Source organism: Paraburkholderia sp. A1RI-2L (genome assembly GCF_048957375.1).
Classification (GTDB): Bacteria; Pseudomonadota; Gammaproteobacteria; order Burkholderiales; family Burkholderiaceae; genus Paraburkholderia.
Genome location: NZ_JARBTA010000007.1, coordinates 22,623 through 49,209 on the forward strand (window position 1 = coordinate 22,623; position 26,587 = coordinate 49,209).

The window sequence follows — 26,587 nt, forward strand, 5'->3', positions numbered from 1 at the left end:
GTCTGTGCTGTGTATCAACGTACACTCTCGGTATAGGTACAGGCTTTGTTCTCGAAATATCCGCTACAGGACCAGAACTCTCCGAAGCGACCTTTGCCCAGGCGCATCAGCCTGCCGCACTTTGGACATGATTTGACCGGCTCCGGGACGGTATCTGGTGCGTCAGGGCGCGGCAGCGAACCCGAACCAAAACTACTCAACTCCTCATTGAGCGTTCGCCATGTCTCGCGCATGAGGTCCACGTGGCGCATACGTCCGCCTGCAACAGCATCGAGTGATTCCTCCATCTTGCGGGTGTACTCAAGGTCTGAGTATGAGAACGTCGGATACAGCGCGTCGTAAATCAACTCGCATACCGTCGTGGGCGTCAGTTGCTTGTCCGATTTTTCAGCGTATCCACGGCTGGACAGCGTTGCGAAGGTGGTTGCGTAAGTCGATGGTCGGCCGATGCCGAGCACTTCGAGCTTTCGCATCAGGCTCGCGACTGTGTATCGACGGGGAAGGGCGGTGCGGTGCTTTTTGACTTCGCTGTCCATCACATTCAAGCGCATGCCGTTGGTCAGGGTCGGCAGGGCGATGTAGGTGTCTTCCGGCTGTTCCTCATCTGGATTGTCCGGTTCGCCTGCACCTGACAGCGTGGCGAATTTCAGAAACCCTTCGCTGACAAGTTCTCGAGCGCTTGCGCGATATTCATACTTCCCGGCTTCGTCTGTCAGCGTGATTTCGCACACCGAATATTCCGCAGGGGCGAGCTGCGACTGAATCGCGCGCAATCGGATAAGCCGATAGAGGTTTTTCTCGGCACCGTTTTCGCCTGCTTCTTCGACTTCGATGTTGCTAGGTCGAATGGCTTCGTGCCCCTCCTGTGCGCCCGGTGGCGAGGGCCACTTGTTGCGATCGACGGCAACGGGAAGCCCCTGTGTGACTGCAAATGCCCTGATTGCGTCAGATCCTTCCTGTGAAAGGTTCGGATTGTCAGTGCGGTGATACGAAATGAGCCCGCTTTCAAAAAGGCTTTGTGCGGCCGTCATCGCTTCTTCTGGATCGTAACCCCAGCGATTGGCGGCCTGCTGCTGCATGGTCGAAGTGATGAGCGGTGGCGGCGGGATGCGCTTTCCAGGGCGCATCACGAACTGCTTTACGACGACAGTGGCGACGTCGGCGGCTGCGCTCGCTGCTTCGAGGTCCATGCAGATAGGGGCGCTGCGCTCGTAATTCATGAGTGCGTTGCCGCGAAGTGTAGCCGTTTCGGTGGCGTCATCGGGAATGATCCAGCGTGCCTCCCAAACCGACTCGTCACCAAACGAGAGGGTGACCGTATAGTGGTCGCGCGAGATGTGGTTTCGGATCAGTCGTTCCTGCTCGACGAGCAAGGCAATGGCAGCGCTTTGTACGCGTCCCGTGGACAAGCCTCGGCGGCTCAGGAGATTGGATAGCGGTTTGCTTACGGAATAGCCAATCAGACGGTCGGTGCCGCGACGAGCCTGCCGTGCATTCACCAGGTTGTCGTTGATCTTTCCGCTCGTCTGGAGTGCCTTTTTTAGCGCGGTGGCGGTGATTTCGTTGAACATCGCACGACGGGCATTCTTGAGCTTCAAGAGGTTGGCGATGTGCCATGCAATCGCTTCGCCCTCGCGATCCGGGTCAGTTGCCAGGATGACTTCACTCGACCGGGATGCCGCGGACTTGATCCGCGCCAAAACTTCCTTTCCCCGCTGCGTTAGCACATAGGTCAATTCAAACGAGTTGGTGTCGACGCCAACTTCATCCGCCGGTAAGTCGCAGACGTGGCCCACCGATGCAATGACCTCGAAATCCTGCTCGCCAAGAATCTGCTGGATTGTGCGGGCTTTCTTGGGTGATTCAACGACGAGTAGCGCCTTTTTCAATTTGTCGTCCTTATGCAATAAAGTATGTACAATCATTGTACTTGTGTTGCGTTCGGGAGTGCATGCTTTTGTCGACGTTTATCACGCGTTATCGGTTCCGGGTCCAGCCGGTGGCGGTCAGCCCAGGACAGCTTGATTTGCTCAAGCTGCTCGCGTTCCTGTCGATGTTGACGGATCACGTCAACAAAGCCTTGCTTCATGAGGCGTATCCGGCGATGGAGCTGCTCGGGCGCTTCGCGTTTCCTCTGTTTGCGTGGTGTTTTGCCTACAGCTTCGTCCACCATCTGCGTAATGGGAAGCGATTCGTCGCGACGTGTCTGCTGTTCGGACTGCTCACGCAATGGCCGTTCTATCAGGTGTTGATCCATCACACTCCGGGGCAGTTGCGCCTGGGATCGTTGAATATCCTGGCGGCTTTTCTGTTTGCGTTTGCCATCAATCGGCTGTCGAGCCACAAGGCCAGGCTGGCCGAGATGAGCATTTACGTGCTGTTCGGAGCGGGTGGGCTGCTTTGCTTCGATGGCTCTTACGCCTGGCAGGGGATCGGACTGATTCTGTGCTGCGTGGGTCTGTTCAGAACGGGTGGGGTACTGTACGCGGTCGGCTGTGCCTTCCTGCTCGTGCTGTGTCTCCTTCCGCACGTCTTCATGGTTGTGCCCATCCTGATAGTGCTGGTGTTGTTCTCCGGCATCGTCGGATTGGGGGCCGGAATCCCGCGCTTTCTGCCCCGGTATAGCCTCTATATCGGGTACGCGGGCCATGTGTGGTTGCTCTATCTGCTGAGTAGTCGTTTTCACTGGTGAAAATTCATCGCGCATGTAAAAGGTGTGCGTGCGCTGTGCATGAAATATTGTATTATTACGCACCGATTCAAGATTTCTTTTGAGGGAATGAAGATGCGCAAGCCTCTGGCTCTCGCCACGTTGACGTCCTTCGCGTCCTTGGCGCACGCCTCGTACTACGTGGTCGACAATCCGCCTCCCGCTCCGGTCAGTGCGCTGATCCGCACCATGCCCGATATGTCGGCCATGCAGAGCGAAACACAACAGGTCACGGTCCCATTCGTGCGTCGCAGCGCCGGCTTTTCGCGTGACGCGCTGCGCGCCCTGTCGAACATGCTCGACAACGCGCAGAACGCAACCCGAATCACAATCACCGCTTGCGGGGACGCGGGCGATAGTAGCGACTCAATTGCGTACCGGCGCGCGGCGAACGTCAAGGCATGGCTGCTGGACAACGGGGTCGACGGAAGCGTCGTCACAACCTCGGCTGACGGTAAGGTAATGAAAAGTCCGAAGGGTTTTTCGTGTGTTGTTCGTCTGACCCTGGGCACGCCCGCCCGTGGCACTCCTGCTGCGTACGCGCAGTTAGTGCAGTCGAACGCGAGTAACGCGCTCGATCAGCCTGCGCCGCCGCCTGTGCAGCCGCAGGTTACGGCGCAGGCGGAACGAATCGAGCAGATGAAGATGATTGCACGGGTGCTCGACATGGCGCGAGCAAAGGTCATCACGGGCGACAACGCGGTTGCGATGATCGACCAGTTGATGAGAGACAGCGATCCGGCCGCATCAACTCCGAAGCCTGTGGCTGCGGCAATCATGCCGGCACCTGTTACCGCGCAGATTACGGCAATGCCGATGGCCTATCCCCTCACGGCGAATCGGACGCTCAAGGAAACGCTGACCGATTGGGCGCGCACTGCCGGGTGGAAAGAGCCGAAGTGGACCGCATCGAACCCGTATCTGATCGCGCAGGGGCAAAGCCTGAACGGGGACTTCATGGGCGCAATTCGCACGGTGTCCGATCTGGTTCCGGGGCTGGATTTCCGGGTGAATACGGCGACGCGCGAGATTACGGTAATGGACGCGGTGCATTGATATGGCGTTCGGTCCCGTGAAAATACATGCGGCTGTCGGGGTGATCGCGTGTCTATACGTGGCGGGCGTGAACGCGGATTGCATCGACAATGCGGCGGCGTTTCATCACGTCAACGCTTCACTGGTGAGGGCCATTGCCGTGCAGGAATCGGGCATGAATCCAACGCGGGTGGGCCGCAACCGCAACGGGACGCGTGACATTGGACTCATGCAAATCAACTCAGCATGGCTTCCAAAACTTGCCCAGTACGGTGTCTCAGAAGCGAACCTCTTTGATGCCTGCACGAACGCATATGTGGGCACATGGATTCTCGCGCAGAACATCGCGAAGTTGGGCAATTCATGGGAGGCAGTCGGCGCATACAACGCCGTAACGCCTGGCAAGCGTGTGGCATACGTGCAGAAGGTGTACAGCAGGCTGTTGGCCATTGATCCAGCTACAGCGGCGCAAGCCCGCTGACCGGCAGAATTTTCAAACTTTATTTTCATATTAAGAGGGTGTCATGGAGCGAATTTTTGGTGCGGTGGTCGCGGTCATTCTGGGTTTGCTTGCACTGGCAGGCGTCACGGCGGTCGCCAGCGGCGCGTTCGGCGGCGACAAGGCCAGCCGCGTGAGCAGTGATATTTCGCAACTGGTGACGAACGCGCGCGGCGGCTTCGTTCAAAGCGCGAACGGCTATACCAACTTCACGACGGCGAACGAAGCGTCTTTGATTACGGCGGGCATTTTCCCTAACACGATGGTTCGCGCGGGTGCCGTGGTCGATGCTTGGGGCAACCCTGTGACGCTCGGCAATTCGAACAATGCAACCATCGGTACGGTGACGTTCGGCGGTGGCGGATCGGAGACCGCTAAGTCGTGCGCAAGCGTCGTCAGCACACTTCATGACTACGTGACGCTCACTGTTGGCGGAACGGTATTCACGCCGACGAATCAACCTGACGCAAACAGCGCAGGCGCTGCATGTGGCACGTCGTTGACCATTACGGTTGCATTCCAGTAAGACGCGCAGGCCGTTACCGGCTTGCGACAGCACAGCGCGGTTCGGCCTCGCTCACGAAGGCAAAGAGCATGCACAGGGATCTGAAAGACTTGCCGTTCTCGGACCTCTATCTGGAACCTGATGGAGACGCATGGTTCAAGGTCAGTCCATCGGACAGGCGTAGGCGAGAGATCGAGCCGGAAGGCCAGCGCGAAGTAAGCGCGCTGCGACGTGAGCTGGCGCAGCATCGAACGGGTATCGACTTCCGACAGGAGTGGATGGGTGTTTCGCTGCGCACGACACGGCTGGAGACGGTATCTGGCGATCTGTTCGTATGCCGTCGCCTGCTCGATGAACCCATTCCCTTCGAACTGCTCGGCATTCCAGCACGGTTGCAAGAGGCGTTGTTGTCAGAGAGCTTTATGAAGGGCGGGCTGAATTTATTTACGGGCGGCACGGCGGCCGGTAAGTCCATGTCACAAAGCGCGTGGGTGGTCGCAAGGCTCAAGCGCTTCGGCGGTACGGCAGTCACCATCGAGAAGCCCATCGAGATGATGTTGCAAGGCGTCTACAAAAATGGCGATGTCGTTGGTACGTTGTATCAGACAGAAGTGCAGTCTGAGGCTGATATTGGTCCGGCCATCAACAATCTTCTTCGTGCCGCGCCGACCATCATCATGCTTGGCGAAATCCGCACCAAAGATGCTGCTGCGGAAGCCGTACTCGCCGGTATGAGCGGTCATATCGTCACAGCCACACTGCACGGAAACGACGTCATATCGTCGCTTGAACGCCTGAAAAACATGGTTCGCAAGGCGGGGCTTGATGAAAGTCTGATCGGGGAGTCGCTATCCGCCGTAGTCCATCAAAGCAAGTCAAGCTCGAAGTTCGGCACGACGGAGAAGACGGTACTTACTGTTGAGCCTCTGATTATCTCCGGATCGATTAGCGAGACGGCGATCCGGAACAATCTGCGTGTTGCTGAATATGCACAGTTATCCTCAGAAATTGTGAGGCAAAAGCGTGTAGTCAATTCGGACGTCCCGGGGAAAATCTGATGGGCTACATGCTGCTGCCGATCTTCACGTCGCTGTTCTTCGTCGGTTTGACGATGCAGATGCAGCAAATGACCAACTCGGGTCCGGGTGCTGGCTTCTCGGGGGCAAGGGAGACGGCTGCACTGGCCCACGCGCAGACTGTTGAGACGTATGCGGCTGCTTGCGTTGAAGCGGCGTATGCGGCTCCGGGCGTGATTTCGGCAAACCTGCCGGTTGTGCTGCCTGCTGGCGTAATCGCGCCGACTGGAAGCGGCTGCATTACGACAGCGGGACCGCCCGGTGGACGATACGTCTATGCCTACGCGCCAAATTCCCCGGGTGCGATTTCACAGGTAAGCGGCGATAGCGGCGGCAACGCGGCCTGGTATCAGGTTCTCGTCGCTGGTCAGGCCGTTAATGCTTTGACCGGCTCGGTCACAACGGTCCCGCAGTCCATTCCGGTGGCGTCGCTGCTTGAGTGGGTCCAGACCAAAAACTGAGTAAAGAACAATGGACGCAATCTACGGTTATCTGGTCGCGCTTACTCTCTCGATGCTCGGCACGATTGGGTTTTTCAACTACGCGAAGATGGGTGTCTCAAACGTCAAGATCGCGGCGACAGCCCAACAGCTTTCTACTTACAGCAAGGCGGCTTCACAGTACACCCAGGACAATGCAACGGCCATCGCTGCCGTCGCTACCGCGTCCACGCCAGTGACGATCACCACAGCAATGCTCGTCGCAGCGGGCTACCTTCCAGCCAACTATGGGACGACCAATCCCTATGGGCAGACATGGCAGTTGCAGGTACTCCAGCCGGTAGCCGGGAAGTTGCAGGCACTTGTGACGTCGCAGGGAGGCACGGCAATTTCGGACGTCAAGCAGCTCGTGCAGATTGCGGCGCAGGCGGGAGCACAGGGCGGCTTCGTTCCCTACGCCACGCAGCTTGGTTCCGCGTTCAACGTGACCTCGGCTTATGGAGCGTTCGGAGGGTGGCAGGTGCCGCTGGCAGGGTACACAAACCCCGGTAGTGGTCATCTGGCATCTTTGCTTGCCTATACGAACGCGACAAATAACAACAGTTACCTCTATCGGGTAAGCGTGCCGGGTCAGCCCCAACTGAACAACATGCAGACCGATCTGGGGATGACAGATGTAGGCGGCACGGCTCACAACATCACCGGCGCGAACCAGATCAGTACGCAGTCGCTACAGGCGCTCTCTAATGGCTCGAAAGCCGCGCCATCGGTAACGCTCGCGAACGGGACGGTCGTCTCGTTCAATCAGGTTGGCGAGGGTGGCGTGCTCGGTCTGACAGGTGCAAATGGGTCAACCATTTACCTCGAAAGCCTCAACGGCACTTTCCGCCTCGTCAACAGCCCGTGGAACGCGCAGCTTTTCTCTGTGGACCAGAGCGGCAACGTGGTAGCCAACGGCACGGTGCAGCCTGGCAATGTCGCTTGGCCACGAGCCGCGTGCTCGGGTACTGGCATCGCGGGGGATGCTGACGGCTCCGGACTGATCCTGTCCTGCCAGCGTGGTGTGTGGCTCCCGGTTGGCGGAACCGCGCTGCGCTACGGCTATTACACGGTAGCGAACGGTTGGGGCGTGCCAGCGCCTACGTGCTCGGGTGGCGGGACGCCTCAGATTCTTGTCGACTATCAGAGTATCTATATCGACCCTACCGCAGCCGCAAACATTTCGGTGGCGGGAGCGGGGCCGTGGACTGTTTATTTCACCGACGGAAGCGGCAATGGCGTGGGGGGGTGGGGCGTGGCAACGACTTATTGTTCCTACTAGTTAAGATAATTAAGAGGAAAGCAAAACAAATGATTAGGATGCCAAGGCAACTGGTGGTTGGGGCCGTGCTAATCTGCGCAATTCATCCGGCGTTCGCGCAGCCAGTTCGGTGCTCGTATGGCTATCAGGACGCTACCTGCACGCCCGCCATCGTGGCAGCGCCACAGCCGCAACCAATGTGCTCAAGCGCCCCTGGTTGGACAACCATTGCATGGTCGCAGTGGATCGGGTCTAAATGGACTTCGCCGCAGTGCAACTATCAAGCGCCGCCGTCATGCCCGAACGGCTGGCAGGAGATAACGGGTCCCTCATGGAACGGTAGTGCGTGGGTCGGTCTATCCTGCCAGATACCCCCTGCGCCAGGACCGAATACCTGTCAGTACGGCTTTGCGAGCGGTCCCACCTGGAACGGTAGCGCGTGGGTTTATTCCTGTAATGCGCAGCCGCAGCAGACTCCAGCCGCGATTTGTACCGCTGCTGCCGCAAGCGGGACGGTCACAGTTTCTGGCAATGGTTTTAGTACCCAGCATGGTGTGGCCGGTTCACAGTTTACTCAGTACCAGAATTTTTCCCAAATAGTGTGGGGTCCAAATACCGACCACTACTGGAATTGGCCGACGATGGCGGTCGATGATCCATTTGGGAACACCGATATAAATAATGCACGGGTAGGTATGGGGCTACCGCTATCAGCCGACACGGTGGACTCCTGGTATTTCGGTACTTACACAGGCCCGCAGTTTGATATTAATGGAACGCTCTACAACACTTATTTTGGTGCCTGTGCGTTAAGCCCTACCGGAAGTGTCGATGGAGTGCAGCTAACACCGTCGTATCCATCAAATTACAGCGCAAACTGAGAAACGCCCCAACCAACGCGCGCAAAGCGCGTGGGGCGTTTTCGCGGGCAGTCGCGTGAGTGACCAACGGGATTACGCAGAAAAAGATATTGTTGACTGCGGAACCAAACAAAAAAGCCCCACATGCGAATGTGGGGCTTTTCCTTTGGCTGGATGATCGGTTTCGTTACCCGACGATGTTCCCGGTCGTGAACGTGAAAGGCGGCTTGGTGAAGGTGTTGCCGTTCATCGTGCCGGTCACGTTTACCGTGTACGTGGTGTTCGGAGCTAAAGGCGTAGCCGGATAAGCCACGGCCTCATACGGCTGAATCAGCTTGTTCGGGTCGTTGGCCGAATCGAGCAGTTGCAGGTTGATGACGTTGCCAGAGGGGTCCGTCATCGTGCCGGATTGCAGCACAATCGTATCGGTAGCGTTGCCCATTACCACGACAGGGGTGCCCCATGCGCCCGATGTATTCGGCGGCGTCGGGGATTCAGCGGCATCCTTGTACGGAACGCCGGTCGTGCCCTGGCACGGGAATGTCAGGGGTCCGCTTGTCGTTACTTGCTGCATCGAAGGATTCAGAAGGCTCAACGATCCCCATGCAGCCGGGAAGCCGCCGATCGCCGTCTCATATTCGCCAACACCCATCGTCGTAACCGGGGTCAACAGAACCGGCGCGTGGTACACGCCCGCGATCCATGCGTACACCAGATTCTGTCCGTACTGCGTTTCCGAGAGCGTCGAATTGGTGTAGTAATTCGCGCTCACGCCACCGCCAATCGCGGCAGACGGAAATCCGAAATGAACAGCACGATCAAGGTAACTGACACCCGTGAATCCTTGCTGTCCAGCCGTTTCCGTATCCGATACGACACTGTTCAGACCGAGGTACATCGCGTGCGCCTGTGCAGCTTGATCGAGAACCGTGTTTTGCTGGACTGCCGGGAAACCGCATTGCTGCCGGTAGGCGTTCACCTGATTAAACATCGCAAGTGGCGCGGTGTTAGCTGCGTATTGCGGCGTCGTTTGAGTGCCCGTCACCGGCGAACTGGCCGGTGCAGGCGAACTAGCCGCACCCGGCGCGCTTGCGGGTGCTGTCGAGGCGGGCGAGCTACTTCCACCACTACCACCGCCACCACCGCAGGCCGCGAGGGCAGCGCAGAACGCGATGGAGGTCAGGAACTTCGCTGCGTTAATGGACTTGTTTACTTCTTTGTTCACGCTATCTTCTCCGGTTGGGAATCCTTCGTCACTTCAGATCGGTGCGCCTTGCTCAAAACAGGGTGGAGCAGTGCATTCACCATAACTGTATTGTAGGTGCGTTATACGCACCTTGCAACAAATATTGAACAATTTGTTGTTTGTGCGGCTTGGTAAGAGGGCTTCCCATCTGAAAATCCTCTGCATCGTTTAGGTTTACGGCAAACGATTGCGAGACTTGATGTGGCCTATATGCCTGCCGTCCTAGAAGCTGCCGTAGGAGGTCGAGAGAATACTGGAAAGCTCGTTCGCGCCTAACTGCAAGACGGCCATCATGGCGAACATCATGGCCGTGAAGATTGCGGAGAGGACCATGCCCTTGAACAGAAGCATGCGTTCAAGCGTCACGGCATACGTGTCGCACACGTTCTTGATCTTGACGGGGAAGTCGGCGTAATCGACGTATGCGGCTACCTCGTCAATCAGATCGAGCGACGGAAAGTTGTACCCCGACATACGCATGGCTGCGCCCATGTTCAGACCGTTGCGCAAGCCCGCCTTGATCGGAAGTAGTCGGGATCGAAGCCAGGGAGATGCGGTCGCGAGCTGCGTCTCAAGCGCGTCGACGTTAGGTACTCCTGCACTGATTAGCGTCGCGAATGCAACGAGCCATGAAAATCCAGCAATCTCGCGGTAGATCGTGAACGGAAACACATACCGGTCACAGAAGGTTCGTCCGCGTCCTGTCCAGCGCGGCATAGCCCACAACGTGAAGCCCACTGCGGCAACCAGTAGAACCAGCAGGATCGGGCCTGTCCATCCGACTGCAATCTGGCCGAGCAGGTACATCGCGTATGCCCAGCCCGTCCATTTGCTGACCGGTGCCGTCGAGGCGAACTGCGGGACGATGTAGTCTCCGAACAAGACCAGCGTGGCGTAAAGGGCGAGGGCGTAGGTGACCGGCGAGAAAAGGCTCCCGGCCAGCGCGCGCGTCATGCGGTCGGTCATGTCGCGAGTGCGCAGGATCAGATTCATGGACTCCGCGAGTTTGCCGGCCGTCTCTCCCGAACCCAGCAGCGTGCGCTCAAGGTCGGTGAGGTTGCTGTCCATAGCGGCAACGAGCGTTGCGCCGTCTCTCACCTGGCGATAGATATGGTGGACCGCTGCGGCAGCTTGCTTGCGGTTCCGGCGAGTTTGTCGGTCCCTGAAGTCTTCAAGCACTTTCGGCAAAACGCCGTCGTTTTCAAGCTGGCTTGCAGTCTGACGATACAGACGCTTGCGCAATCCCCAAGAAAGCTTTGGGGCCTTTGTCTGGGCAGTCTTTGCGCGCATTGCGGTCGGCTTTTTCTCCGCACGCTTTATGAATCCCCCCAAAAGCCCGTTCATACACCATCTCCTTTTTCTACGATTCGCATCTCTTTCTGAACATCGGCCGGATCAATTTCACCAGCGAAAACGCGGTCCATTGCATTACCCAGCATGGACTTGTCAGCCCCAGGGCGCATACGTTGATTGCGGCGTGCGGCGAGCAGGCCGTGGTTGACCACATCTGCCATGAATTCCTCAGTCGTGAGTACGATTTCCGCGACGGCTTCGCGACTGACGATGCCGTCATGGTTGCAGGTGGGACAGCCGGGTCCGCGCACCCTTACCTTCTTGAGATCGCCCCACGTAGCCAGCGTGTTCATCAGGTACTGCGGGAGGTATCCGTCGCGCTCATGCAGGCTTGGTGCGCACTCAGGACAGAGAATTGGCACGACTCGCTGCGCCATCAAACCGACGATCAGTTCATGATCGCAGATGGTCGCCATCGACAAACGATCCTTGTCCAGTCCCTCCAGCCGTGTGAGCGTCTTGTATGGGTCGGTGACGTGGACAGTCATCAGGACAGTATGGCCGGTAAGCGCGGCTTGCATTGCCGCGACACCTTCGTCGGCCTTTCGCACTTCGCCCATCAGAATCGTGTCAGGGTCCATACGAAGCGCGTAGCGGAGGAATTCACGAAAATCATCGTCGCCGGCCGCGAGCTGGATCGCCCAGTCATAGGGATACTCTGGCGGGTTCTCGATGGTGATCTGGCGTTTTTCTGGCGCGGTCTGCGCCTGATACTTCATGATTTCGTAAATCGTCGTGGTCTTGCCGCTACCGGTCGGACCGGTGACAGCAATGACGCCCATCGGAACGCGAACGAGTTCTTCAACCAGTCGGTATTGCAAAGGAGTGAAGCCCGGTACATGGAACTTACCAGCAGGCTTGTGCGGAGTTTTGAGTGCGACTGGCCGTGTGGGCGTTGTCGAGCGGCTCGCATGCTTCCGATATTGAAGACGCGCAATTAGAAAACCACCGCCGCTATCGACCGGATATGCAGGACCGCGAATGATACGAATGCTCGAAAGGCCTGTGCCCGGAAATGCGTCACCGTGGATATTGGCATCCTGAAACTCGTTAGGGATGAAACTTGCCTTCGTCGTTGTCAGGCCGTTGTAGATGGATCGAATGAGTGCCTGCCCTTCCTCACGGCGCATCGTGTACGACGGCGCGAGCTTGTTGTCGCCTTTGACTCGCATCTGTATTTCCGCATGGGTCTCGCGGATGAGTACCGTAAGATCGGACACGTTCATCGCCGCCGCGTCGTGGATGATGCGCTTTCCGAGATTGAGCGTAGCAAGATCGGTGTCACCCTCATCTGCGCTGGCTGCGTTCTCCTGACGGAGCGCTTCGAGTTCCTGCGCCGTGTGCTTTACGATATTCGGCGCGGCACCGCACTTCGAAACGTCGTTGATCCAGGTAAGGAAAGACGGCGACGAACTGTGGCGACTGTCAACGTGAACCGTCATCGCCTGCGCGCCAAGAACCTGCTCGATCTGCTCGTCGTTGAGCATGTCGAGGGATTTGGCGATTTCCCCAATCTTGCCGCCGTCGTCCTGCTGATGGAACAGAAGTTCTTTTACCTGAGCAGCCGTGAGCAGGCCAAGGTCAACCGCTACTTCACCGAACGCACGCCCCATCGTGCGCCGATAGACGACATGCTGCTGCAGGTCTCGCGGAAGCTCCGGGACCGTGATTGGCTTTACAGCGCGTGATGCGACTTTTTCCGCCGTATCGTCTTGAAACAAGGGCTCTTTTCCGCGAATTTTAAGAACGCTCATTTTTGTCAGGCTCCTGCCGTTTTTGCTGCCGGTCGCTGTTGTGGACGAGGCGCGGGCACGGGCACGGGACGGGACGCGTAGAGCGTGCCGCCCAGCGCCCAAACGCGCGAAGTCGAATCCCATGCAACGCTGCTGATGCGCAGGCCATCGGCAGCATCAAAGGCGCTGGGTGATTCGCTCCAGGGTGGCGCGACCGATGTGAATTTCGCGGGAATGGTGATCCAGGGCACTTGCGGCACTTGCTGGGCTGCTCCCGGCAGCGTCGCAGCGGTCGGAGTTTGCGCGGACAGATTGAGAGTCAGACCGAGACTTTGTGCAAGCGACCAGATGATGCGACGCGCGGCGGGTTCAAGGGTGGTCTGGGGCGATGGCGCGCCGTAGGTGGCTGGCTCGGTAGTTGTATCAGTCGAGCTTTCACCATCCGTGGAGAGTATGCCAGGCGCGTCAACAGCCAGACCGCCACTGCGGCCCCACGTTGTGGCGATGGAGACGGCATTGGATGCGGACGTGCATGTCCAACCCGTGAGCGTCCAGCCCTTTCGCGCGAGGTCTTGCCGACTCCAGGCATGATGGCAGTTCTCGAAAACGGCCGAAGGCATCGGCGCGTGCAACCAGGGCGGTTGCACGTTGACAGTCTGCGCCTGTGGCCGCGAGGTATTCAGTGCGCCGGTATTGCCGTTCGTCTCGTCGGAAAAATGCTGGTATGCAAGGAAGCTGGCGAGGCCGAGACCGCCAATCAGGAAAGTGCCTAAGCCGACCTTTGCGTACAGGGCCAATGCAGACGACTGCATATCCCTTAGCGGCTTCGCGCTGGGCGTCATCTGCGCCATTTCTGCGAGGTCGGCTGCTGTACCTTCGATTTCTTTCCATTCGCCATGCGCGGATACGTGAGCATCACGCACGCGCGCCATTTCCTGGAATGTACCGATACGATCCCCGCCAGGGATGACGGCTTGACCGTCCCGCACTGCGATGTACCAGTATCGGTCGTCTGCGAGCTTATACAGACCCATCCACGGTTGCGGGTGGTGATCTGCGACGACGGCTGCGAGCGACTTCAGATTGTGCGCGCGCATGCCCGAGACAGGCTCGCAAAAAGCTACCTGAATCGCTCCCGTGCTCGTTGTGCGAACGATTCCCCATTGGCCTTCTTCGGCAGACAAGGCGCGCAACTGCTTTTCCTTCGGTATGGCATCTTCGTGACGCCACGTCATACCGACCGCGAAGGTGTGTTTGACTCCTGGAAGGGTTACGGTGTCGGTCACGTTACATCCTCACGACGCGAGTTGCGCCTTTGCGCGTCAGTCGGACTTCCGACCCGGTAATGGCCGACACAATCCAGCCGCCGTCTACCGAGTCACCCGGCGAGACCTGAACCACATCGCCGTTGATTACTAGCGATGCCGTGTATTGACCTTTGTATCCGCGAACAGAAAGAAGGTCGATGCCGGAAGACATCGACGCGTTCGGTGATCTAGTGACGACAATTGGGGAGGGCGACGTTGCAGGAGCCGTGGCCCCAGGATTCACCGCGGTTGCTGTGCGGATTCGTGCTTCCAGTTCTGCGATTTCGGCCTGCGCCTTCAACAGCGGAATGCGCTTCTGCAGGTCTGAAAGGCGGTCGCTTCCGGTATCGACGGAGGGTTCCGCTACAGCGCCGTTTGTCATGGTCGTCGGCGCGACGGTCGCGGCTGCAACCGGCATCGCGGGCGGGGCTGCTACCGGCATGGCGGTAGCGGCGGTTGTCGGTGTGGCACTCGCGGGCAGGGTGGCGGGCGTAGCTACCAACGGCGCTGCTGCCTCGGTGATGAGGGGCAAGAGAGCGGCAATGGCAATGACAATTGCTTTTTTCATGGCGTGTAGCCTCTTACAGAAGTTTTGCGGTGATAACGACAGCGATGATGGTGTTGCCCGAAGTAGCATCGACGCCGCCACCGGCAAGCGGATTCCAGGCGCTTCCGACGCCGTTGTTGGTCGTGCTTGTGTTCTGCTGCCGCATGCCGGTCAGAACGAGCGATTCACCGGGCTTCAAGCCAATGGACTGTTGGAATCGCGTGATCTGTTCCAGCGGCAACTGCACGCTGGACTGGCTTGTGCCGCTTCCGGACGTAAAGGTGTCAAGCCTGATGAGGTCCGAGAGGGTCATGTCGAAGTCGATCAGGATTCGTCCGTCGATAACCTTCGGGATAAAGCTGCTGGTGAAGCCGGGAACGAGCGTTCCAGTCTGGATCGACGTCGATGAGCCGACACTCGCTGCAAGCGTGGTCGAGGTCGATTGCACGTAGCCTTGGCTCTTCGCGACTTGCAGTGCGAGCATTTTGCCGTTCTGGGTCACACCGGCACGCGAGACAAGCTGCGTTACGTTGCCAAGTGACGATAGCGCCTGAATCGTCGCGCTCGTGCCGCTAAGGGTGCCACCGAGAATGGTCGCGCCGAAGGTCATGGGTGTCGTGCTGCTCGTCACAGTTGGTGCCTGCGCGCCGGTCAGCGTGATGCCCGTGTGCCCGTTCTTGCTCAGGTATGCAACCTTGAGGTTCATGCCGTAGTTTTCTTCGTGCGTTTCCTGGACCTGATAGACGTCGACCGAGATGGAAACCTGTTTGCCGTACTGGGCTGTGAGGCTTTTCATCCACGCTTCAACGCGATCGCACTGTGGAGGCGTGCCATTGACGGTTAGGATGCCGAGATTCTTGTCTGCAACGACGGTTGCGCCATTACCGGCGATTGCTTGACCCGTGGCTTGCAGGGTGAGCCACGGCGAAGCCTGAAGGTGCAGGGTCATCGTTTGTCCACCGCTGCCTGATGAGCTGCCGCTACCCGCCGTTGATGGTGTAGTCGAGCCCCCCGGCGGCCCTTGGGTGGTTGATGCGCCCTGGCTGTCGCCTGTCGTGATTGAACCACCCATCGTGGCCGTGTCATCGAGGGTCGGCACAGTAAAGGTTCGGGTCTCGGTTCGGAAGAACGTCACAACGCCGTCGCGGTATCGCGAGTAGACGTTGAACTGCGCTTCGACCGTCTTGAGGAAACCGGCGAAGTCGCCCGAATACCGGAACGATTTCGGTGCCGGCGCGAACGATGCGGTGGGTGCGGAAGGTGCAATGCCGGGAAGCGCGGTAGATAGCGCAGGAACGCCGTTGAAACCGCTGGATGGCAGCGGACCATTCGACACGGTTGTCGCGGCAATGGGGGTGTTCGTGCCCGCTGGCGTGGTGGATTGCACCGAGGGGTCCACTTCCGCACGGACGTGAACGGTTTGCGCGATCCAGGCGGCAATTTCGGAGAGGGTGAGAGCGCGCTTTTCGCGGAATTCGACAGGGTTATCGAAGATTTCAGGCTGTGCCTTGCTCGCGCGAACCTTTTCACCCATCAGGAGAGAGCCTTCGTGAATCACGACGATAGGACGGCTGCGAGGCGTGGTCGCAATGCTGTCTTTCGCCTGTGAGGTGAGCGCCGACTGTTGGTGATAAATCTCCGGAACGCCGCAAGCAGAGAGCATCGAGGCGATGATGGTCAATGCGGTGGCATTTCGATAGGTGGTCTTCATTCAATGGCTCCCGCCTGGTCAACGACGATGGAGCGGTTGCCAACCCAGAAGTCAGCGCGAATATCCGCCCCGTTATTCCCCAAGTTCTCGAACACGCTCTGAGCGGCTTGAACAAAGTCCGAGCCGAACGTCTTGTCGCCGGGGACAATCCAGTCATCCGGCGTGTTCCATGTGAGAGTCCATCCGGCCTGCTTGGCCCATTGCATCAACTGGATTTCAAGGGACTGCCCTGCGCGAAGCTGAAACTGGATCTCCGGAGTTGGAGTTGGCTCGATGGCGGGACCGATGGCAGGGGGAGCCTCGGTTATCACAGCAGCCAGCTTCGTGGATGCGCTTGCCGCTGCCGGGTGAGGCGTCAGCAGCGGAGGCGCCGAGCTGGTCGCGGCGGGAGCGGGAGTAATGGCCGCGTGGGGCGCGTCCGGAACAATGACGGCTTTGCCCGCGATGGGCGGAGCCGTCGTATCCTTCTGCACCCCGCCGTCCATCAGGAGCGCAGCGTGGCTCACGGCAGGACACAGCGCGAGCGCAAATACGAGATTCCTCATTGCACACACCTTATTGGTTAAGTTGCCAGTGGTACAGACAACAACATTCATTGTATGCACCGCTGACTAGCCGTTGCATTACGCACGAATTATGCAGCGCTCCTTGTGCGACTTCAACATATATTGCATAATTTCTCGACAGGTTGTGTCGCTCGCGTACTTTCGCTTCTGGTTGTATGCATTTTCACCAGTGAAAACGCGGGCGGGTGTTCGGTCGATGTGCGCTACGCCCGTGTCCAGACGATAAAAGAGACCATGACAGTTTCTGTAGATGAATTTATGAAGCAGACGCCGGCCAAGAGCCGGGGAAAGCCGTCGCCTTTGCGCCCGTTCGAGGATCAGATCAAGACTTTGCGCGGGCGCGGGTACAGCCTCCAGCAGATCGTCACTTTCCTGCAATCGAACGGCATTCACTCGACGGTGCCTACCGTCAGTAGCTTCATCAGACGGCATCTTGAGAAGGATCGGCCGGTGAAGTCGCGCAAGCGAAAAGCAAAGGCGGCGGCATGAGCGATCTGTCGACGCCCGATACCGCAGTCGATCTGTCCGGAATGAGCGAGTCCGAAAAGACCCGCGACCGGCGTTTGAAAGAGACCATTGCGCAGACGCTTGGCGCGGAACTACTCGAGAAATTCAACGATCCGCTGACGCAGGAATTGAACATCAACCCGGATTCGTCAATCTGGTGGCGTCGCGCGGGCCAGGAGAAGGTCAAGTTGCCGATGGTCTTGAAGCCACAGCAAGTCGCGTCACTGATTCGCGTCGTGGCGAGCTTTGTCGGTACGACCGTGAGTGCGCAAGACCCGGTGCTGGAATGTGAGTTTCCGCTCGATGGCTCGCGGTTCTCTGGGATGCTCCCGCCTGTCGTTGCACGCCCACTCGTCTCGCTGCGCAAGAAAGCGGGCGTGCTGATGAGCCTCACAGACTACGTGCGAGCGAACGTCATGACGTTCGAACAGGCAGAGGCAATCCGCGTCGGAGTGCGTGAGCACAAGAACATTCTGGTGGCGGGCGGAACGGCCTCGGGGAAAACGACGCTCTTGAACGCGGTTATGAAGGCCATTGAAGAAGAAACGCCCAATGATCGCGTGGTCATTCTTCAAGATACCGAGGAATTGCAGTGCGCCATTGATGAAGTGGTCTTCATGCGAACGTCGGACTTCACATCGATGCTCGATCTTCTCAAGGCCACGTTGCGACATACCCCGGATCGAATTTGCGTGGGGGAAGTGCGAGACGGCGCAGCTTTCACTTTATTGAAGGCGTGGAATACGGGCCACTCGGGCGGTCTGGGTACGCTGCACTCGGACGGAAGACCGGAGGATGCGCTTACGCGGCTGGACGTCCTGGTGCAGGAGGCATCAACCCTACCTCAACGAGCGTTGATTGGCGATGCTGTTCACATGGTGATCAATATCGAGAAGTTCGGGTTCGGTCGCAAGGTCACTGCCGTGTCCAGAATCCACGGCTATGACAGCGGGCGGGATCGTTTTAACGTCGAAAAACTTTGCTAGGAGTCCATATGGTCCAACTGGTTTGTACGCCCGCGGTCGGGGCCAATATTGCCCGCATGTTTGGCATTTCCGCCGTCTTTGCTTCGGTGGTGATGTTCTCGATTGTGCGCTGGCGCGCGCCGATCCGGGTAGCGATTAAAAAGGGGGTGGCAACGACTCGACGCCGCTTTGTTTAACGCATTAACAATATTAATTGAACTATTCAAGGATCACGCAAAATGAACCGCTTTTCCATCAGTCGTATCGCAAAACTCCAGATTACTCTGCTCATCGGCCTTTACGCCTACGCGGCCTCGTCATTCGCTACCGGCGTCACCATGCCGTGGGATTCGCCAATGTGTTCCATCGCTACGGCCCTGACCGGCAAGGCCGCGTTTGCCATTGCTGTGGCTTCGTTCTTCGGCGCGGGAGCAAAGATGGTCTGGGGCGAAGAACTCACTGGCATGACCAAGACGTTGCTGTCCATCGTGATGGCGATTTCGCTGCTGATCGGTGGTGCGTCGGTGGTGAAGATGATTAACCCGTCCGCCATTTCGTGCTGATGGACGAGCTACCCGTCAGGCCCGTTCACAGGTCACTCGCTCGTCCCCAGATGATGCAGGGGGGTGAGCGCGAACTCACCTTGTCCGCGTATCTGCTCGGCATTGGTACGGGCTTCGCCTGCATCGGCGGCTTCGGCATTGTGCCTGGGCTGATTATCGGGATTGTCCTGACCGTCGCGCTTCTGTTTGTCGCAAAGCGGATGGGCGACGCGGACCCGAACATGTCGAAGATTCTGCGGCGGCACTTCAAGTATCAGAGCTACTACCCCGCGCACGCCCGGATTCATTCGATTACACCGCAGGTCTACGACTTCAAATGAATCAAGGGGCCGGCAACGCCGGCCTTTTCAATGCGAGGGAAGCATGTTTTTTCAGAGCGAGTTTCGAGACAAACTGTTCGGTTACTCCGACCTGTTGCGGTATGCGGGGATCATCGACGCAGGAGTTGTGCTGGGCAAGGGCGGAGAACTCATGTCGTCGTTCATGTATCGCGGAAAAGACACCGAGTCAGCAACGCTGCATGAGCTGGAGGGAATCTCACAGCGGATCAACTCGGCGCTGCTGCGCCTGAGCGCGGGTTGGATGATCCATTGCAACGGCCACCGCATCGAGAGTTCGGGCTACGCGGATGAGGGCTACTTCCCCGATCCTGTCAGCAGATTCATTGACGAAGAGCGCCGCCGTCAGTACAACGAAGAAGGCATGCACTTCGAAGGCGAGTACATCTTCACATTCACGTATCTTCCGCCGACGTTGATGGAGACGCGGGCGAAAAGCATGCTTTTCGAAGAAAGCGATGACATCAAGGAGAAGGCTGGTCCTATCGGACGGCAACACCTGACACATTTTAAAAAGACCGTTGCGGATATTGTGAACGAGCTTCGCATCGAGATGGAATCCATGTCGATGCTTGAACCGGTGATGGTCCACAACACGGCAACCAATCGGGATGCCATGCTCGATCCGCAGGCTGCGTTCATGTTGTGGTGTGCTACGGGGATCAGGCAACACGTTATCGTGCCGCAGGACGGCGCGATGGGACTGGACGTGTACATCGGTCATCAGGATTTCTCGGGTGGCGTGATGCCTCGCGTGGGCAAGAAGTTCATCAAGACCATCTGTATCGAGATGCCTCCCGCAGGTACGCATGCGGGCATTCTGCACATCATGAACACGCTGCCGGTGGAATACCGGTGGTCGACGCGTTTCATCTATCTCAGCAAGGAAGAAGCTCTTGCCATGATGGAGAGCAAGCGCAAGAAGTGGCGGCAGTCCGTTCGCGGCTTCGTCGCTCAGTTCACAAACAATCCCAACGGCCCGATCAACCTCGATTCTGTCGCTATGGCGCAGGACGCTGAGATTGCCATGCAGGAATGCAATAGCGATCAAGTTCGATTCGGGCTGTATTCGTCGGCGGTCGTGCTCTACAACGAAGATCCGCACCTGCTGGCCAAGTATGCGGACATTGTGGTGAAAGCGCTGCGTGAAAAGTCCTTCGTCGTGCGCGATGAGGAAATGAATGCGGTGGAGGCATTTCTTGGCACGCTGCCAGGTCACGGCTACGAAAACCTTCGGCGCACGCCGATTCATACGCTCAATCTTGCCGATCTGTTCCCGACAACCGCAATCTGGCAAGGCCCGGAAGAAAACCCGAATCCGCTGATCGGAGACTGCTACCCGCCGAAGAAGCGAAAGGTTCCGCCGCTGTTTTACGCAGCGAGTGCGGGAAGTACGCCGTTCCGGGGCTGTCTGCACGTTGGCGACGTCGGGCATACGCTGGTGATCGGCCCTACGGGTGCGGGCAAGTCAACGGCGCTCGGCTTCATCATGGCGCAGTGGTTCCGTTATCCGCGCGCCAAGGTGTTCTGCTTCGATGTTGGCTATTCGTCGTTCGTTCTCAATCAGGCAATGGGAGGCGTCCACTACGACGTTCGCGGCGAAGACATGTCCATCGGATTTGCGCCGCTTGCGAACGTGGACAAGCTTAGCGAGCGTGTGTGGGCGGAGTCATGGATTGAAGAAATTCTGGTGCTCAACAAGCAGACGATCACGGCGGAAATCAGAAAGGAAGTGCGTCGCACTATTCAGGCGCTGGCCGCTTACGAAAACAAGCGACAGCGCACGTTGCAAAACTTCGCTGCTGAATGCCAGATCCGGGAAATTTCGGAAATCATCGAAGACTATACGACCGGCTCGGGCGCGAAGGGCCTGTTGAATTCGGAAGAAGACACCATTGCGTCCACGCATTTTATGGTGTTTGAACTGGGCGAACTCATGTCGATGGGCGACAAGCACCTTGTGCCGGTGATGACCTATCTGTTCCGTTGCATTGAGCGTCAACTCGACGGCTCGCCAGTGCTGATCGTTCTCGATGAGGCCTGGCGTATGTTGGGACATGAACTGTTTCAGCAGAAGATCCGTGAATGGCTGAAGGTATTGCGCAAGTCGAATGCTTCGGTTGTGTTTGCGACCCAGGAAATTGGCGACGTTCATACGTCGCCCATCCGCGACACCATCTATTCGGCTTGCATGACCAAAATCCTGCTACCGAACCGTGATGCCGACACTGAGACCCAGATCGACTATTACCGGTCGCTCGGTTTGAACGGTCGCCAGATTTTCCTTATCTCAAAGGCCACACCGAAGCGGCACTACTACTTCCTTTCGCCCAACGGGCGACGCCTGTTCGAATTGCAGTTGGGACAGGTTGCGCTTTCGCTTGTGGCGACTGCCGGGATTGAGTCGATGGAGCACGCAAAGAACCTCAGGAACAAGTATGGTCGTCGCTGGGTGCGTGAGTGGATGAAGGAACGTGGTGTTTCTGACTCTCTGCTGGAACAGTACGACCAGTTTGCATCGAATCATAGCCAATACATTCTCGAAAAGTACGCGGCCTGACAAGGCAAGGAGAAACAGAATGAAGAACCGGATCATAAGAAGTGTGCTCTGTGCATCTGCGATGTCATTGGCGGTTGTAGGGACCGCTAACGCCGCCGCGCAACTGGTTTGCATGGGCGATGGGTCGATTCATCTTCGGGATACCGTCATCATCAGTGAGCCTGGGCAACCGGGATTGGTGTGGGTTGGCATGCACAACCCGGACAAGACCGCTGCTTACCTTCTGAACCTCCAGGGCGGTTGGGATGCGTACAACGGCGGGCTTTACTCGCCTGCTGGCCGCTACGATAACGGGCTACCTGCAACGATGAATCTCGATGTGCCGTTGCCTCCCGGTGCCAGTTTCGGATCAACCGACGCGTTTGTCGGTTGGCAAGTCTACGAAGGGCATGGCGTCTACACCCCGCTGGCACAAAGCCAGGTCGCGCTGCGGCGAGCCACGTTAAACGCGCTAAAGCCGTCGCGCGTTGCGGCTGGAACCTGGAACCCAGCGTATGACAGCGACGACGAAATTAAATGGACGCTCGTCCAGAAAGACATGACGGATAACAGCAAGTACGCCGATGTGCTGTCCATTCCTTACGTGAACTGCACGCCTCCAGGCTCAGGCTCGAACCACTAGGAGACTCACATGAACAACAAGATGAATCTTGCTTACCGTCTCACATTTGGAGTTCTTCTGTTCGGGATCATGGGTTCGGTCTGTGATGCCGGGTCAGTGGCAGGTACGGGTGGGTCTACCGAAGTCACGCAGCTTATGAACAATCTGGAGCTGGTGCAGCAGACAGCCCAACAGGCGAAGCAGCTTGAAATTGAAATTCAGAATGCTGTGACCGATCCGAATACCCCTTGGGCGCAAGCGATGAGCATGCTGTCCGATCTGCGCGACGTTGTGAATACGGGCCAGGCTCTCGGCTATGACGCCACGAACATCGAGCAGAAGTTTCAGTCGCTTTACCCGTCATATGCAAAAACGAACGGCGCGGGCCTGTTGAACAATCTCGTCAACTGGGGGACGACAACCAAGTCGTCGATCCAGAACGCGCTGAACGCGGGCGGCATGACCGTGAGCCAGATTCAGAGCGAAGGTGCGTTGATTGACACATTGCGGCAAAAAGGGCAGAACGCGGTCGGCCAGATGGATGCGTTGCAGGTCGGAAATGCGATCGCAGTCAATCAGGTGGAGCAGCTTCAACGTCTGACGCAGTTGATGGCCGCGCAGGATCAGGCGCACAACGCGTACTTGCTCGGGCAGCAGGCCAGGCAGGATCAGCAGGCCGGTGCAGCCCAGCAATTCCGTACATCGACCCTGATGAACTTTCAGGGGCGGGGCATGAATACTTCGCAATAAGAACAGCGTACATCGACGGGTGACGATCTTGAAAAAAAACCTATTGCTATTTGTGGCGCTTGCGCTGCTTCTGCCCGGACTCGCACACGCGACGACCGACGGGACACAGCAGTTGCAGATCATGCAGAGCCTGCTGGACAAGATGCAGTCTTCCGGCAAGGACTGGGTGACAGCCACGCAATCGGCAGCGTTGAATGTCTTTGGAACGCTCGCACTGGTCGAGTTGTTCATGAAGATGCGGAAAGTTGTCCTGTCCGGTGGGGAAGAAGGTCCGATCAGGATTATTGGAATTCTGCTTACGTCGATGATGACATGGGGCTTTTTTCTGTGGGCAATCCAGAAGCCAGACTTTGTGCTGGGAAATATCATCCACGGCTTTGAAACGCTGGGCGGGAAAGCGAGCGGACTGGGTACATTGAACCCGTCGCAAATGATCGGCGCTGGCGTCGACATTGCTGTCCAGATCAGTAACGGGACTTCCGCCTGGACGATGATCGGTGACCCTGCAATCGGTATTGCAGTGGTGGTCACGGAGTTGCTTATCGTGATGGGGTTCGCAGTGCTGGGTTTGCAGATGTTCGCTGCCTTGCTGCACTACTACCTGCTGTTGGCATGTGCGCCGATCCTTCTCGCAGGCGGTGCCCTGTCCTTTACGCGGGACTGGGCGATCAAGCAGTTTCAGGGTGCAGTGGCCACGGGGGTAAAAATCTTCGTCATCTATGTGATTGCGGGCGTGGTGTCATCGTTTGTTCCTCAGCTTCAGGCGTCTATCAACGATTCCACGACGGGGAATATGGGGCCGCTCCTGGCCATGATGGCAGCAGGTGTCCTGACTCTGTTTCTCGGGTTTTTTGCGCCAAGCGTGGCGTCTGCGATCATGGGCGGTACCAGTTCCATGAGCGCGAATGAAATGGCGGCTTTCGGTGCCTCGGTCGGTGGTGCTGCTGCGATGGGTGCCGGTGCGGTACTCGGTGGCGCACAGATGGCTGGCAATCTTCTCGGGAAGGGTTCGCAAGGCATGGGCGCGCTGTCAAGCCTGGCAGGCAACATCGGCAATGCGCTTGGTCAAGCCACATCGAGCGGCGGCTCAATGAAGGAATCGCTCTCGAGCGCAGGCGGAGGCGCAGGGGGCTCAGCGATGGAGACAGCCAAGCGTGTTGGAGGCGATATGCCTTCTGGCATGTCCCCAGCTACGCCCCAGTCCAAGGCTCTGATGAACCTTCCCGCCGCCGGCGCGGGTGGTCGTTCGCCCATCGACCTCTCAGGCAATATCGAGGCAGCGAAAGCGGCCCGTGACGCGACCGGCGCTGGTTCGGCAGGGGCGTCGTCGGGCGCGGCTTCTGCGGGCGCAGCCCAGAGTGGTAGCGGAGGCGAAGCGGCCTCTAGCGGTGCCCCGACGCCAACACCGAGCGGCGATGCAAGCAATGCGGCAATCGGCGGTCAACCCAGCGCACCGGGCATGGACAGCCCGAACCAGAACGGCGGAAACACGGACAATAAACCGACCGTCACTCAAAGGGCGCGAGACCTTCTGGCCCAGACGGGTCAGCACTTCGACAGAGCCAAGAGCTTCGTCCCGGACGCGCATAACAGCGGCTCGATGCACATCAACATGCAAGACTAATTACGCAATAGTTATTGCAGTAGACGGCGCGTCCGTCTACTATTATGCGTACAATATTTCTTGTTGTTTTCACTGGTGAAAATACAGAGCGATGTTTAAGAAACGAGCAAAACAGGGCGCGTCGGACGGGGCGATAGACGGGGCTCTTGCTGTGTTGGTCGAATCGACCAAAGGAGCGTTGGGAGGCGAGGAGCGTGCTAGGCATGCCGGTGCGCAGTCGCCCTGGACCATCGCGCGGATGCAGTGGGACGACCGGATGATGCGGTTGTCGGCGCACGCGGCGAACTGGCGACGCGCTTTCTTTTTCCAGTTGCCGGTCACGGGCCTCGCAGTTCTGGGAATGATTTACTGCGCGACGCTTCCGAAAGTCTTCCCGGTGCCGATTGCCGTTGACCATCTGGGACGCTCGACCGTCGTGAGCGATGCGACGAGCGATCAGGCGACGACGCGAGCCTCGCAGGAGTATCGGGAGGTCAACGACTTCATCGAAAACCTGCGCACGGTAATCGCAGACAACAACGCACAGAAGAAGTCCCTGGGGCGCGCATACATGCGCCTGCCGAACGATTCGCCAGCGCGTGCGTTCGTTGATGCTCACATGTCGGGCGACAACAATCCGCTGGTCATCAACAAGAATTATTCGGTCGACGTCACGGTGGTGAATGCGCTCAAGCTGTCCGAAGGCAACTGGGAAGTCGAATGGACCGAACAGGCAATCGGATTCGACGGCAAACCACGCGGCAACCCTGTGCGTTTCAAGGGGCATCTGGGTGACAAGATCATTGTCGTGAGCGACGAGAAATCGCTTCGGATGAATCCGGCCGGCTTCTACGTCATGACACTTAGCTGGACGAAGGAGCTTTAAGTGACGCATCTATCGAGGAACGTGGAAGTGAAGATTCGGCGCATGGTGGGTGTTGTTGCCCTTGTTGTCATGGCTAGTGGAACGGCGGTGCAGGCTGCGAGCGCGAAGAAGTACGAAGACCTCGACGCGGCGATCATGGACTCGGTGAAAGCGTGGCAGAAGACGGGCAACATCAGCCCGATCATGAGCGACGACGGCACCTTGCTCTATCCGTATGGCGAATATCAGCCGCGCCTTGTATGTGGCATCCGTCGCGCCTGTGACGTGACACTGGAACCGGGCGAACGTCTCTTGCATGACACCCGTGGAGATACAGCAAACTGGACCATCGACAAGGCGACGTCGGGCGACGATAGCGACCCGTCCAAGGTTGTCCAGCACATCGTTTTCAAGCCAAAGCTCACGGGTATCGAGTCGAACGCGATCCTCTACACGAATCGACGGGTCTACGATCTAAAACTGGTCTCGTCGGACACCGAATCGAACTACATGAATCGTATCGGCTTCTTCTATCCGAACAAGCTGGTTCACGACTGGGACGAAGCGAGCGACAAGGCGGCGGCGGTCAAACATGCCGACGATGCGCGCACGATTGCGCGTCTGCCTGCTATGGACGTGAACAAGCTGGACTTCGGTTACACGATCCGCGGTGACGATTCGCGCCTGCGACCCGAGCGGGTTTTCAACGATGGCACGCAGGTGTTCATCCAGACACCGGAGCTGATGGACAAAACGGAAACGCCGACCTTGCTCGTTCTGGACGACTCGGGCACGGCGACGATGGTCAACTATCGTGTGAAGGAGAATTACTTCATCGTGGACAAGCTGTTCAGTCGTGCCGTGCTGGTCCTTGGCAGCGGCAAGGACGTTACGAAAGTCACCATCGTCTGGGACAAGACCAAGCACTGGAACTGGTAAGGGGCGAC

The 26,587-nt window shown here is 57.9% G+C and carries 27 protein-coding genes; 19 read left to right on the plus strand and 8 right to left on the minus strand.

Annotation, left to right across the window (positions count from 1 at the left end):
• Positions 1–14: 14 nt before the first annotated feature.
• The gene (locus tag PWP93_RS36415; RefSeq protein WP_421048323.1) at positions 15–1,889 is read right to left on the minus strand and encodes a DNA topoisomerase; all 1,875 of its coding nucleotides are present in this window, start codon (positions 1,887–1,889) and stop codon (positions 15–17) included.
• A gap of 68 nt (positions 1,890–1,957) precedes the next feature.
• Between PWP93_RS36415 and PWP93_RS36420 the strand changes: the two genes are divergently transcribed.
• The 8 genes from PWP93_RS36420 (at position 1,958) to PWP93_RS36455 (ending at position 8,446) form a co-directional block, all read left to right on the plus strand.
• Positions 1,958–2,692, plus strand: a complete 735-nt coding sequence (locus tag PWP93_RS36420) for a TraX family protein (RefSeq protein ID WP_421048324.1) — start codon at positions 1,958–1,960, stop codon at positions 2,690–2,692.
• A 93-nt stretch (positions 2,693–2,785) separates the two neighbouring features.
• The gene (locus PWP93_RS36425) at positions 2,786–3,766 is read left to right on the plus strand and encodes a hypothetical protein (RefSeq protein ID WP_421048325.1); all 981 of its coding nucleotides are present in this window, start codon (positions 2,786–2,788) and stop codon (positions 3,764–3,766) included.
• 1 nt (position 3,767) lies between these two features.
• Entirely contained in the window at positions 3,768–4,226 is a 459-nt protein-coding gene (locus PWP93_RS36430) for a lytic transglycosylase domain-containing protein (RefSeq protein ID WP_421048326.1), read from the plus strand.
• Between the two features lie 64 nt (positions 4,227–4,290).
• Positions 4,291–4,770, plus strand: coding sequence for a type 4 pilus major pilin (locus tag PWP93_RS36435; protein WP_421048327.1), 480 nt, complete (start codon positions 4,291–4,293; stop codon positions 4,768–4,770).
• Between the two features lie 68 nt (positions 4,771–4,838).
• Positions 4,839–5,807, plus strand: coding sequence for an ATPase, T2SS/T4P/T4SS family (locus tag PWP93_RS36440; protein ID WP_421048328.1), 969 nt, complete (start codon positions 4,839–4,841; stop codon positions 5,805–5,807).
• Entirely contained in the window at positions 5,807–6,286 is a 480-nt protein-coding gene (locus tag PWP93_RS36445; RefSeq protein WP_421048329.1) for a hypothetical protein, read from the plus strand. The genes PWP93_RS36440 and PWP93_RS36445 overlap by 1 nt, the downstream gene beginning before the upstream one ends.
• Before the next feature lie 10 nt (positions 6,287–6,296).
• Positions 6,297–7,586, plus strand: coding sequence for a shufflon system plasmid conjugative transfer pilus tip adhesin PilV (gene pilV / locus PWP93_RS36450; protein ID WP_421048330.1), 1,290 nt, complete (start codon positions 6,297–6,299; stop codon positions 7,584–7,586).
• A 620-nt stretch (positions 7,587–8,206) separates the two neighbouring features.
• Positions 8,207–8,446 carry a hypothetical protein gene (locus PWP93_RS36455; protein WP_421048331.1) on the plus strand — a complete coding sequence of 80 codons (240 nt, stop codon included), beginning with the start codon at positions 8,207–8,209 and terminating at the stop codon, positions 8,444–8,446.
• Positions 8,447–8,612: 166 nt separating this feature from the next.
• Here PWP93_RS36455 and PWP93_RS36460 read toward each other — a convergent pair whose 3' ends face one another.
• From PWP93_RS36460 to PWP93_RS36490, 7 genes are all read right to left on the minus strand, one after another.
• On the minus strand, positions 8,613–9,650 hold the full coding sequence (locus tag PWP93_RS36460; protein WP_421048332.1) for a CAP domain-containing protein: 1,038 nt from the start codon (positions 9,648–9,650) through the stop codon (positions 8,613–8,615).
• A gap of 243 nt (positions 9,651–9,893) precedes the next feature.
• Entirely contained in the window at positions 9,894–11,015 is a 1,122-nt protein-coding gene (locus PWP93_RS36465) for a type II secretion system F family protein (protein ID WP_421048333.1), read from the minus strand.
• Positions 11,012–12,778 carry an ATPase, T2SS/T4P/T4SS family gene (locus PWP93_RS36470; RefSeq protein ID WP_421048334.1) on the minus strand — a complete coding sequence of 589 codons (1,767 nt, stop codon included), beginning with the start codon at positions 12,776–12,778 and terminating at the stop codon, positions 11,012–11,014. Before PWP93_RS36470 ends, PWP93_RS36465 begins: the two co-directional genes overlap by 4 nt.
• Positions 12,779–12,783: 5 nt before the next feature.
• Positions 12,784–14,043: a type 4b pilus protein PilO2 gene (gene pilO2 / locus PWP93_RS36475; RefSeq protein ID WP_421048335.1), complete on the minus strand. Its 1,260-nt coding sequence runs from the start codon at positions 14,041–14,043 to the stop codon at positions 12,784–12,786.
• A 1-nt stretch (position 14,044) separates the two neighbouring features.
• Positions 14,045–14,632: a type IV pilus biogenesis protein PilP gene (pilP, locus tag PWP93_RS36480; RefSeq protein WP_421048336.1), complete on the minus strand. Its 588-nt coding sequence runs from the start codon at positions 14,630–14,632 to the stop codon at positions 14,045–14,047.
• Positions 14,633–14,645: 13 nt separating this feature from the next.
• Complete coding sequence (locus tag PWP93_RS36485) at positions 14,646–16,322, minus strand: pilus assembly protein PilN (protein ID WP_421048337.1); 1,677 nt, start codon at positions 16,320–16,322, stop codon at positions 14,646–14,648.
• A complete protein-coding gene (locus tag PWP93_RS36490) occupies positions 16,319–16,867 on the minus strand; it encodes a toxin co-regulated pilus biosynthesis Q family protein (RefSeq protein WP_421048338.1) in 549 nt (182 codons plus the stop codon). Before PWP93_RS36490 ends, PWP93_RS36485 begins: the two co-directional genes overlap by 4 nt.
• Before the next feature lie 255 nt (positions 16,868–17,122).
• Between PWP93_RS36490 and PWP93_RS36495 the strand changes: the two genes are divergently transcribed.
• From PWP93_RS36495 to trbG, 11 genes are all read left to right on the plus strand, one after another.
• Complete coding sequence (locus PWP93_RS36495) at positions 17,123–17,377, plus strand: hypothetical protein (RefSeq protein ID WP_421048339.1); 255 nt, start codon at positions 17,123–17,125, stop codon at positions 17,375–17,377.
• Complete coding sequence (trbB, locus tag PWP93_RS36500) at positions 17,374–18,381, plus strand: P-type conjugative transfer ATPase TrbB (protein WP_421048340.1); 1,008 nt, start codon at positions 17,374–17,376, stop codon at positions 18,379–18,381. Before PWP93_RS36495 ends, trbB begins: the two co-directional genes overlap by 4 nt.
• 8 nt (positions 18,382–18,389) lie before the next feature.
• A complete protein-coding gene (locus PWP93_RS36505; protein ID WP_421048341.1) occupies positions 18,390–18,557 on the plus strand; it encodes a hypothetical protein in 168 nt (55 codons plus the stop codon).
• 42 nt (positions 18,558–18,599) lie between these two features.
• Positions 18,600–18,923 (plus strand): TrbC/VirB2 family protein, encoded by a 324-nt coding sequence (locus PWP93_RS36510; RefSeq protein WP_421048342.1) that lies wholly within the window; start codon positions 18,600–18,602, stop codon positions 18,921–18,923.
• Positions 18,923–19,243: a VirB3 family type IV secretion system protein gene (locus PWP93_RS36515; RefSeq protein ID WP_421048343.1), complete on the plus strand. Its 321-nt coding sequence runs from the start codon at positions 18,923–18,925 to the stop codon at positions 19,241–19,243. The genes PWP93_RS36510 and PWP93_RS36515 overlap by 1 nt, the downstream gene beginning before the upstream one ends.
• A gap of 43 nt (positions 19,244–19,286) precedes the next feature.
• A complete protein-coding gene (locus PWP93_RS36520; protein WP_421048344.1) occupies positions 19,287–21,821 on the plus strand; it encodes a transporter in 2,535 nt (844 codons plus the stop codon).
• Between the two features lie 19 nt (positions 21,822–21,840).
• Positions 21,841–22,443: a hypothetical protein gene (locus PWP93_RS36525; protein WP_421048345.1), complete on the plus strand. Its 603-nt coding sequence runs from the start codon at positions 21,841–21,843 to the stop codon at positions 22,441–22,443.
• 9 nt (positions 22,444–22,452) lie between these two features.
• Positions 22,453–23,172: a P-type conjugative transfer protein TrbJ gene (gene trbJ / locus PWP93_RS36530; protein WP_421048346.1), complete on the plus strand. Its 720-nt coding sequence runs from the start codon at positions 22,453–22,455 to the stop codon at positions 23,170–23,172.
• 28 nt (positions 23,173–23,200) lie between these two features.
• Complete coding sequence (gene trbL / locus PWP93_RS36535) at positions 23,201–24,796, plus strand: P-type conjugative transfer protein TrbL (RefSeq protein ID WP_421048347.1); 1,596 nt, start codon at positions 23,201–23,203, stop codon at positions 24,794–24,796.
• A gap of 91 nt (positions 24,797–24,887) precedes the next feature.
• Positions 24,888–25,661, plus strand: a complete 774-nt coding sequence (locus PWP93_RS36540; protein ID WP_421048348.1) for a VirB8/TrbF family protein — start codon at positions 24,888–24,890, stop codon at positions 25,659–25,661.
• Positions 25,662–26,579, plus strand: a complete 918-nt coding sequence (gene trbG / locus PWP93_RS36545; protein ID WP_421048349.1) for a P-type conjugative transfer protein TrbG — start codon at positions 25,662–25,664, stop codon at positions 26,577–26,579.
• Positions 26,580–26,587: the final 8 nt, after the last annotated feature.

Bases quoted from the DNA above. Each gene is read 5' to 3' on its own strand.
- PWP93_RS36425 (WP_421048325.1), top strand. From the start codon at position 2,786: ATGCGCAAGCCTCTGGCTCTCGCCACGTTGACGTCCTTCGCGTCCTTG.
- PWP93_RS36430 (WP_421048326.1), top strand. From the start codon at position 3,768: ATGGCGTTCGGTCCCGTGAAAATACATGCGGCTGTCGGGGTGATCGCG.
- PWP93_RS36440 (WP_421048328.1), top strand. From the start codon at position 4,839: ATGCACAGGGATCTGAAAGACTTGCCGTTCTCGGACCTCTATCTGGAA.
- PWP93_RS36445 (WP_421048329.1), top strand. From the start codon at position 5,807: ATGGGCTACATGCTGCTGCCGATCTTCACGTCGCTGTTCTTCGTCGGT.
- pilV (WP_421048330.1), top strand. From the start codon at position 6,297: ATGGACGCAATCTACGGTTATCTGGTCGCGCTTACTCTCTCGATGCTC.
- PWP93_RS36455 (WP_421048331.1), top strand. From the start codon at position 8,207: ATGGCGGTCGATGATCCATTTGGGAACACCGATATAAATAATGCACGG.
- PWP93_RS36465 (WP_421048333.1), bottom strand. From the start codon at position 11,015: ATGAACGGGCTTTTGGGGGGATTCATAAAGCGTGCGGAGAAAAAGCCG.
- PWP93_RS36470 (WP_421048334.1), bottom strand. From the start codon at position 12,778: ATGAGCGTTCTTAAAATTCGCGGAAAAGAGCCCTTGTTTCAAGACGAT.
- pilP (WP_421048336.1), bottom strand. From the start codon at position 14,632: ATGAAAAAAGCAATTGTCATTGCCATTGCCGCTCTCTTGCCCCTCATC.
- PWP93_RS36485 (WP_421048337.1), bottom strand. From the start codon at position 16,322: ATGAAGACCACCTATCGAAATGCCACCGCATTGACCATCATCGCCTCG.
- PWP93_RS36490 (WP_421048338.1), bottom strand. From the start codon at position 16,867: ATGAGGAATCTCGTATTTGCGCTCGCGCTGTGTCCTGCCGTGAGCCAC.
- PWP93_RS36495 (WP_421048339.1), top strand. From the start codon at position 17,123: ATGACAGTTTCTGTAGATGAATTTATGAAGCAGACGCCGGCCAAGAGC.
- trbB (WP_421048340.1), top strand. From the start codon at position 17,374: ATGAGCGATCTGTCGACGCCCGATACCGCAGTCGATCTGTCCGGAATG.
- PWP93_RS36505 (WP_421048341.1), top strand. From the start codon at position 18,390: ATGGTCCAACTGGTTTGTACGCCCGCGGTCGGGGCCAATATTGCCCGC.
- PWP93_RS36510 (WP_421048342.1), top strand. From the start codon at position 18,600: ATGAACCGCTTTTCCATCAGTCGTATCGCAAAACTCCAGATTACTCTG.
- PWP93_RS36515 (WP_421048343.1), top strand. From the start codon at position 18,923: ATGGACGAGCTACCCGTCAGGCCCGTTCACAGGTCACTCGCTCGTCCC.
- PWP93_RS36520 (WP_421048344.1), top strand. From the start codon at position 19,287: ATGTTTTTTCAGAGCGAGTTTCGAGACAAACTGTTCGGTTACTCCGAC.
- PWP93_RS36525 (WP_421048345.1), top strand. From the start codon at position 21,841: ATGAAGAACCGGATCATAAGAAGTGTGCTCTGTGCATCTGCGATGTCA.
- trbJ (WP_421048346.1), top strand. From the start codon at position 22,453: ATGAACAACAAGATGAATCTTGCTTACCGTCTCACATTTGGAGTTCTT.
- PWP93_RS36540 (WP_421048348.1), top strand. From the start codon at position 24,888: ATGTTTAAGAAACGAGCAAAACAGGGCGCGTCGGACGGGGCGATAGAC.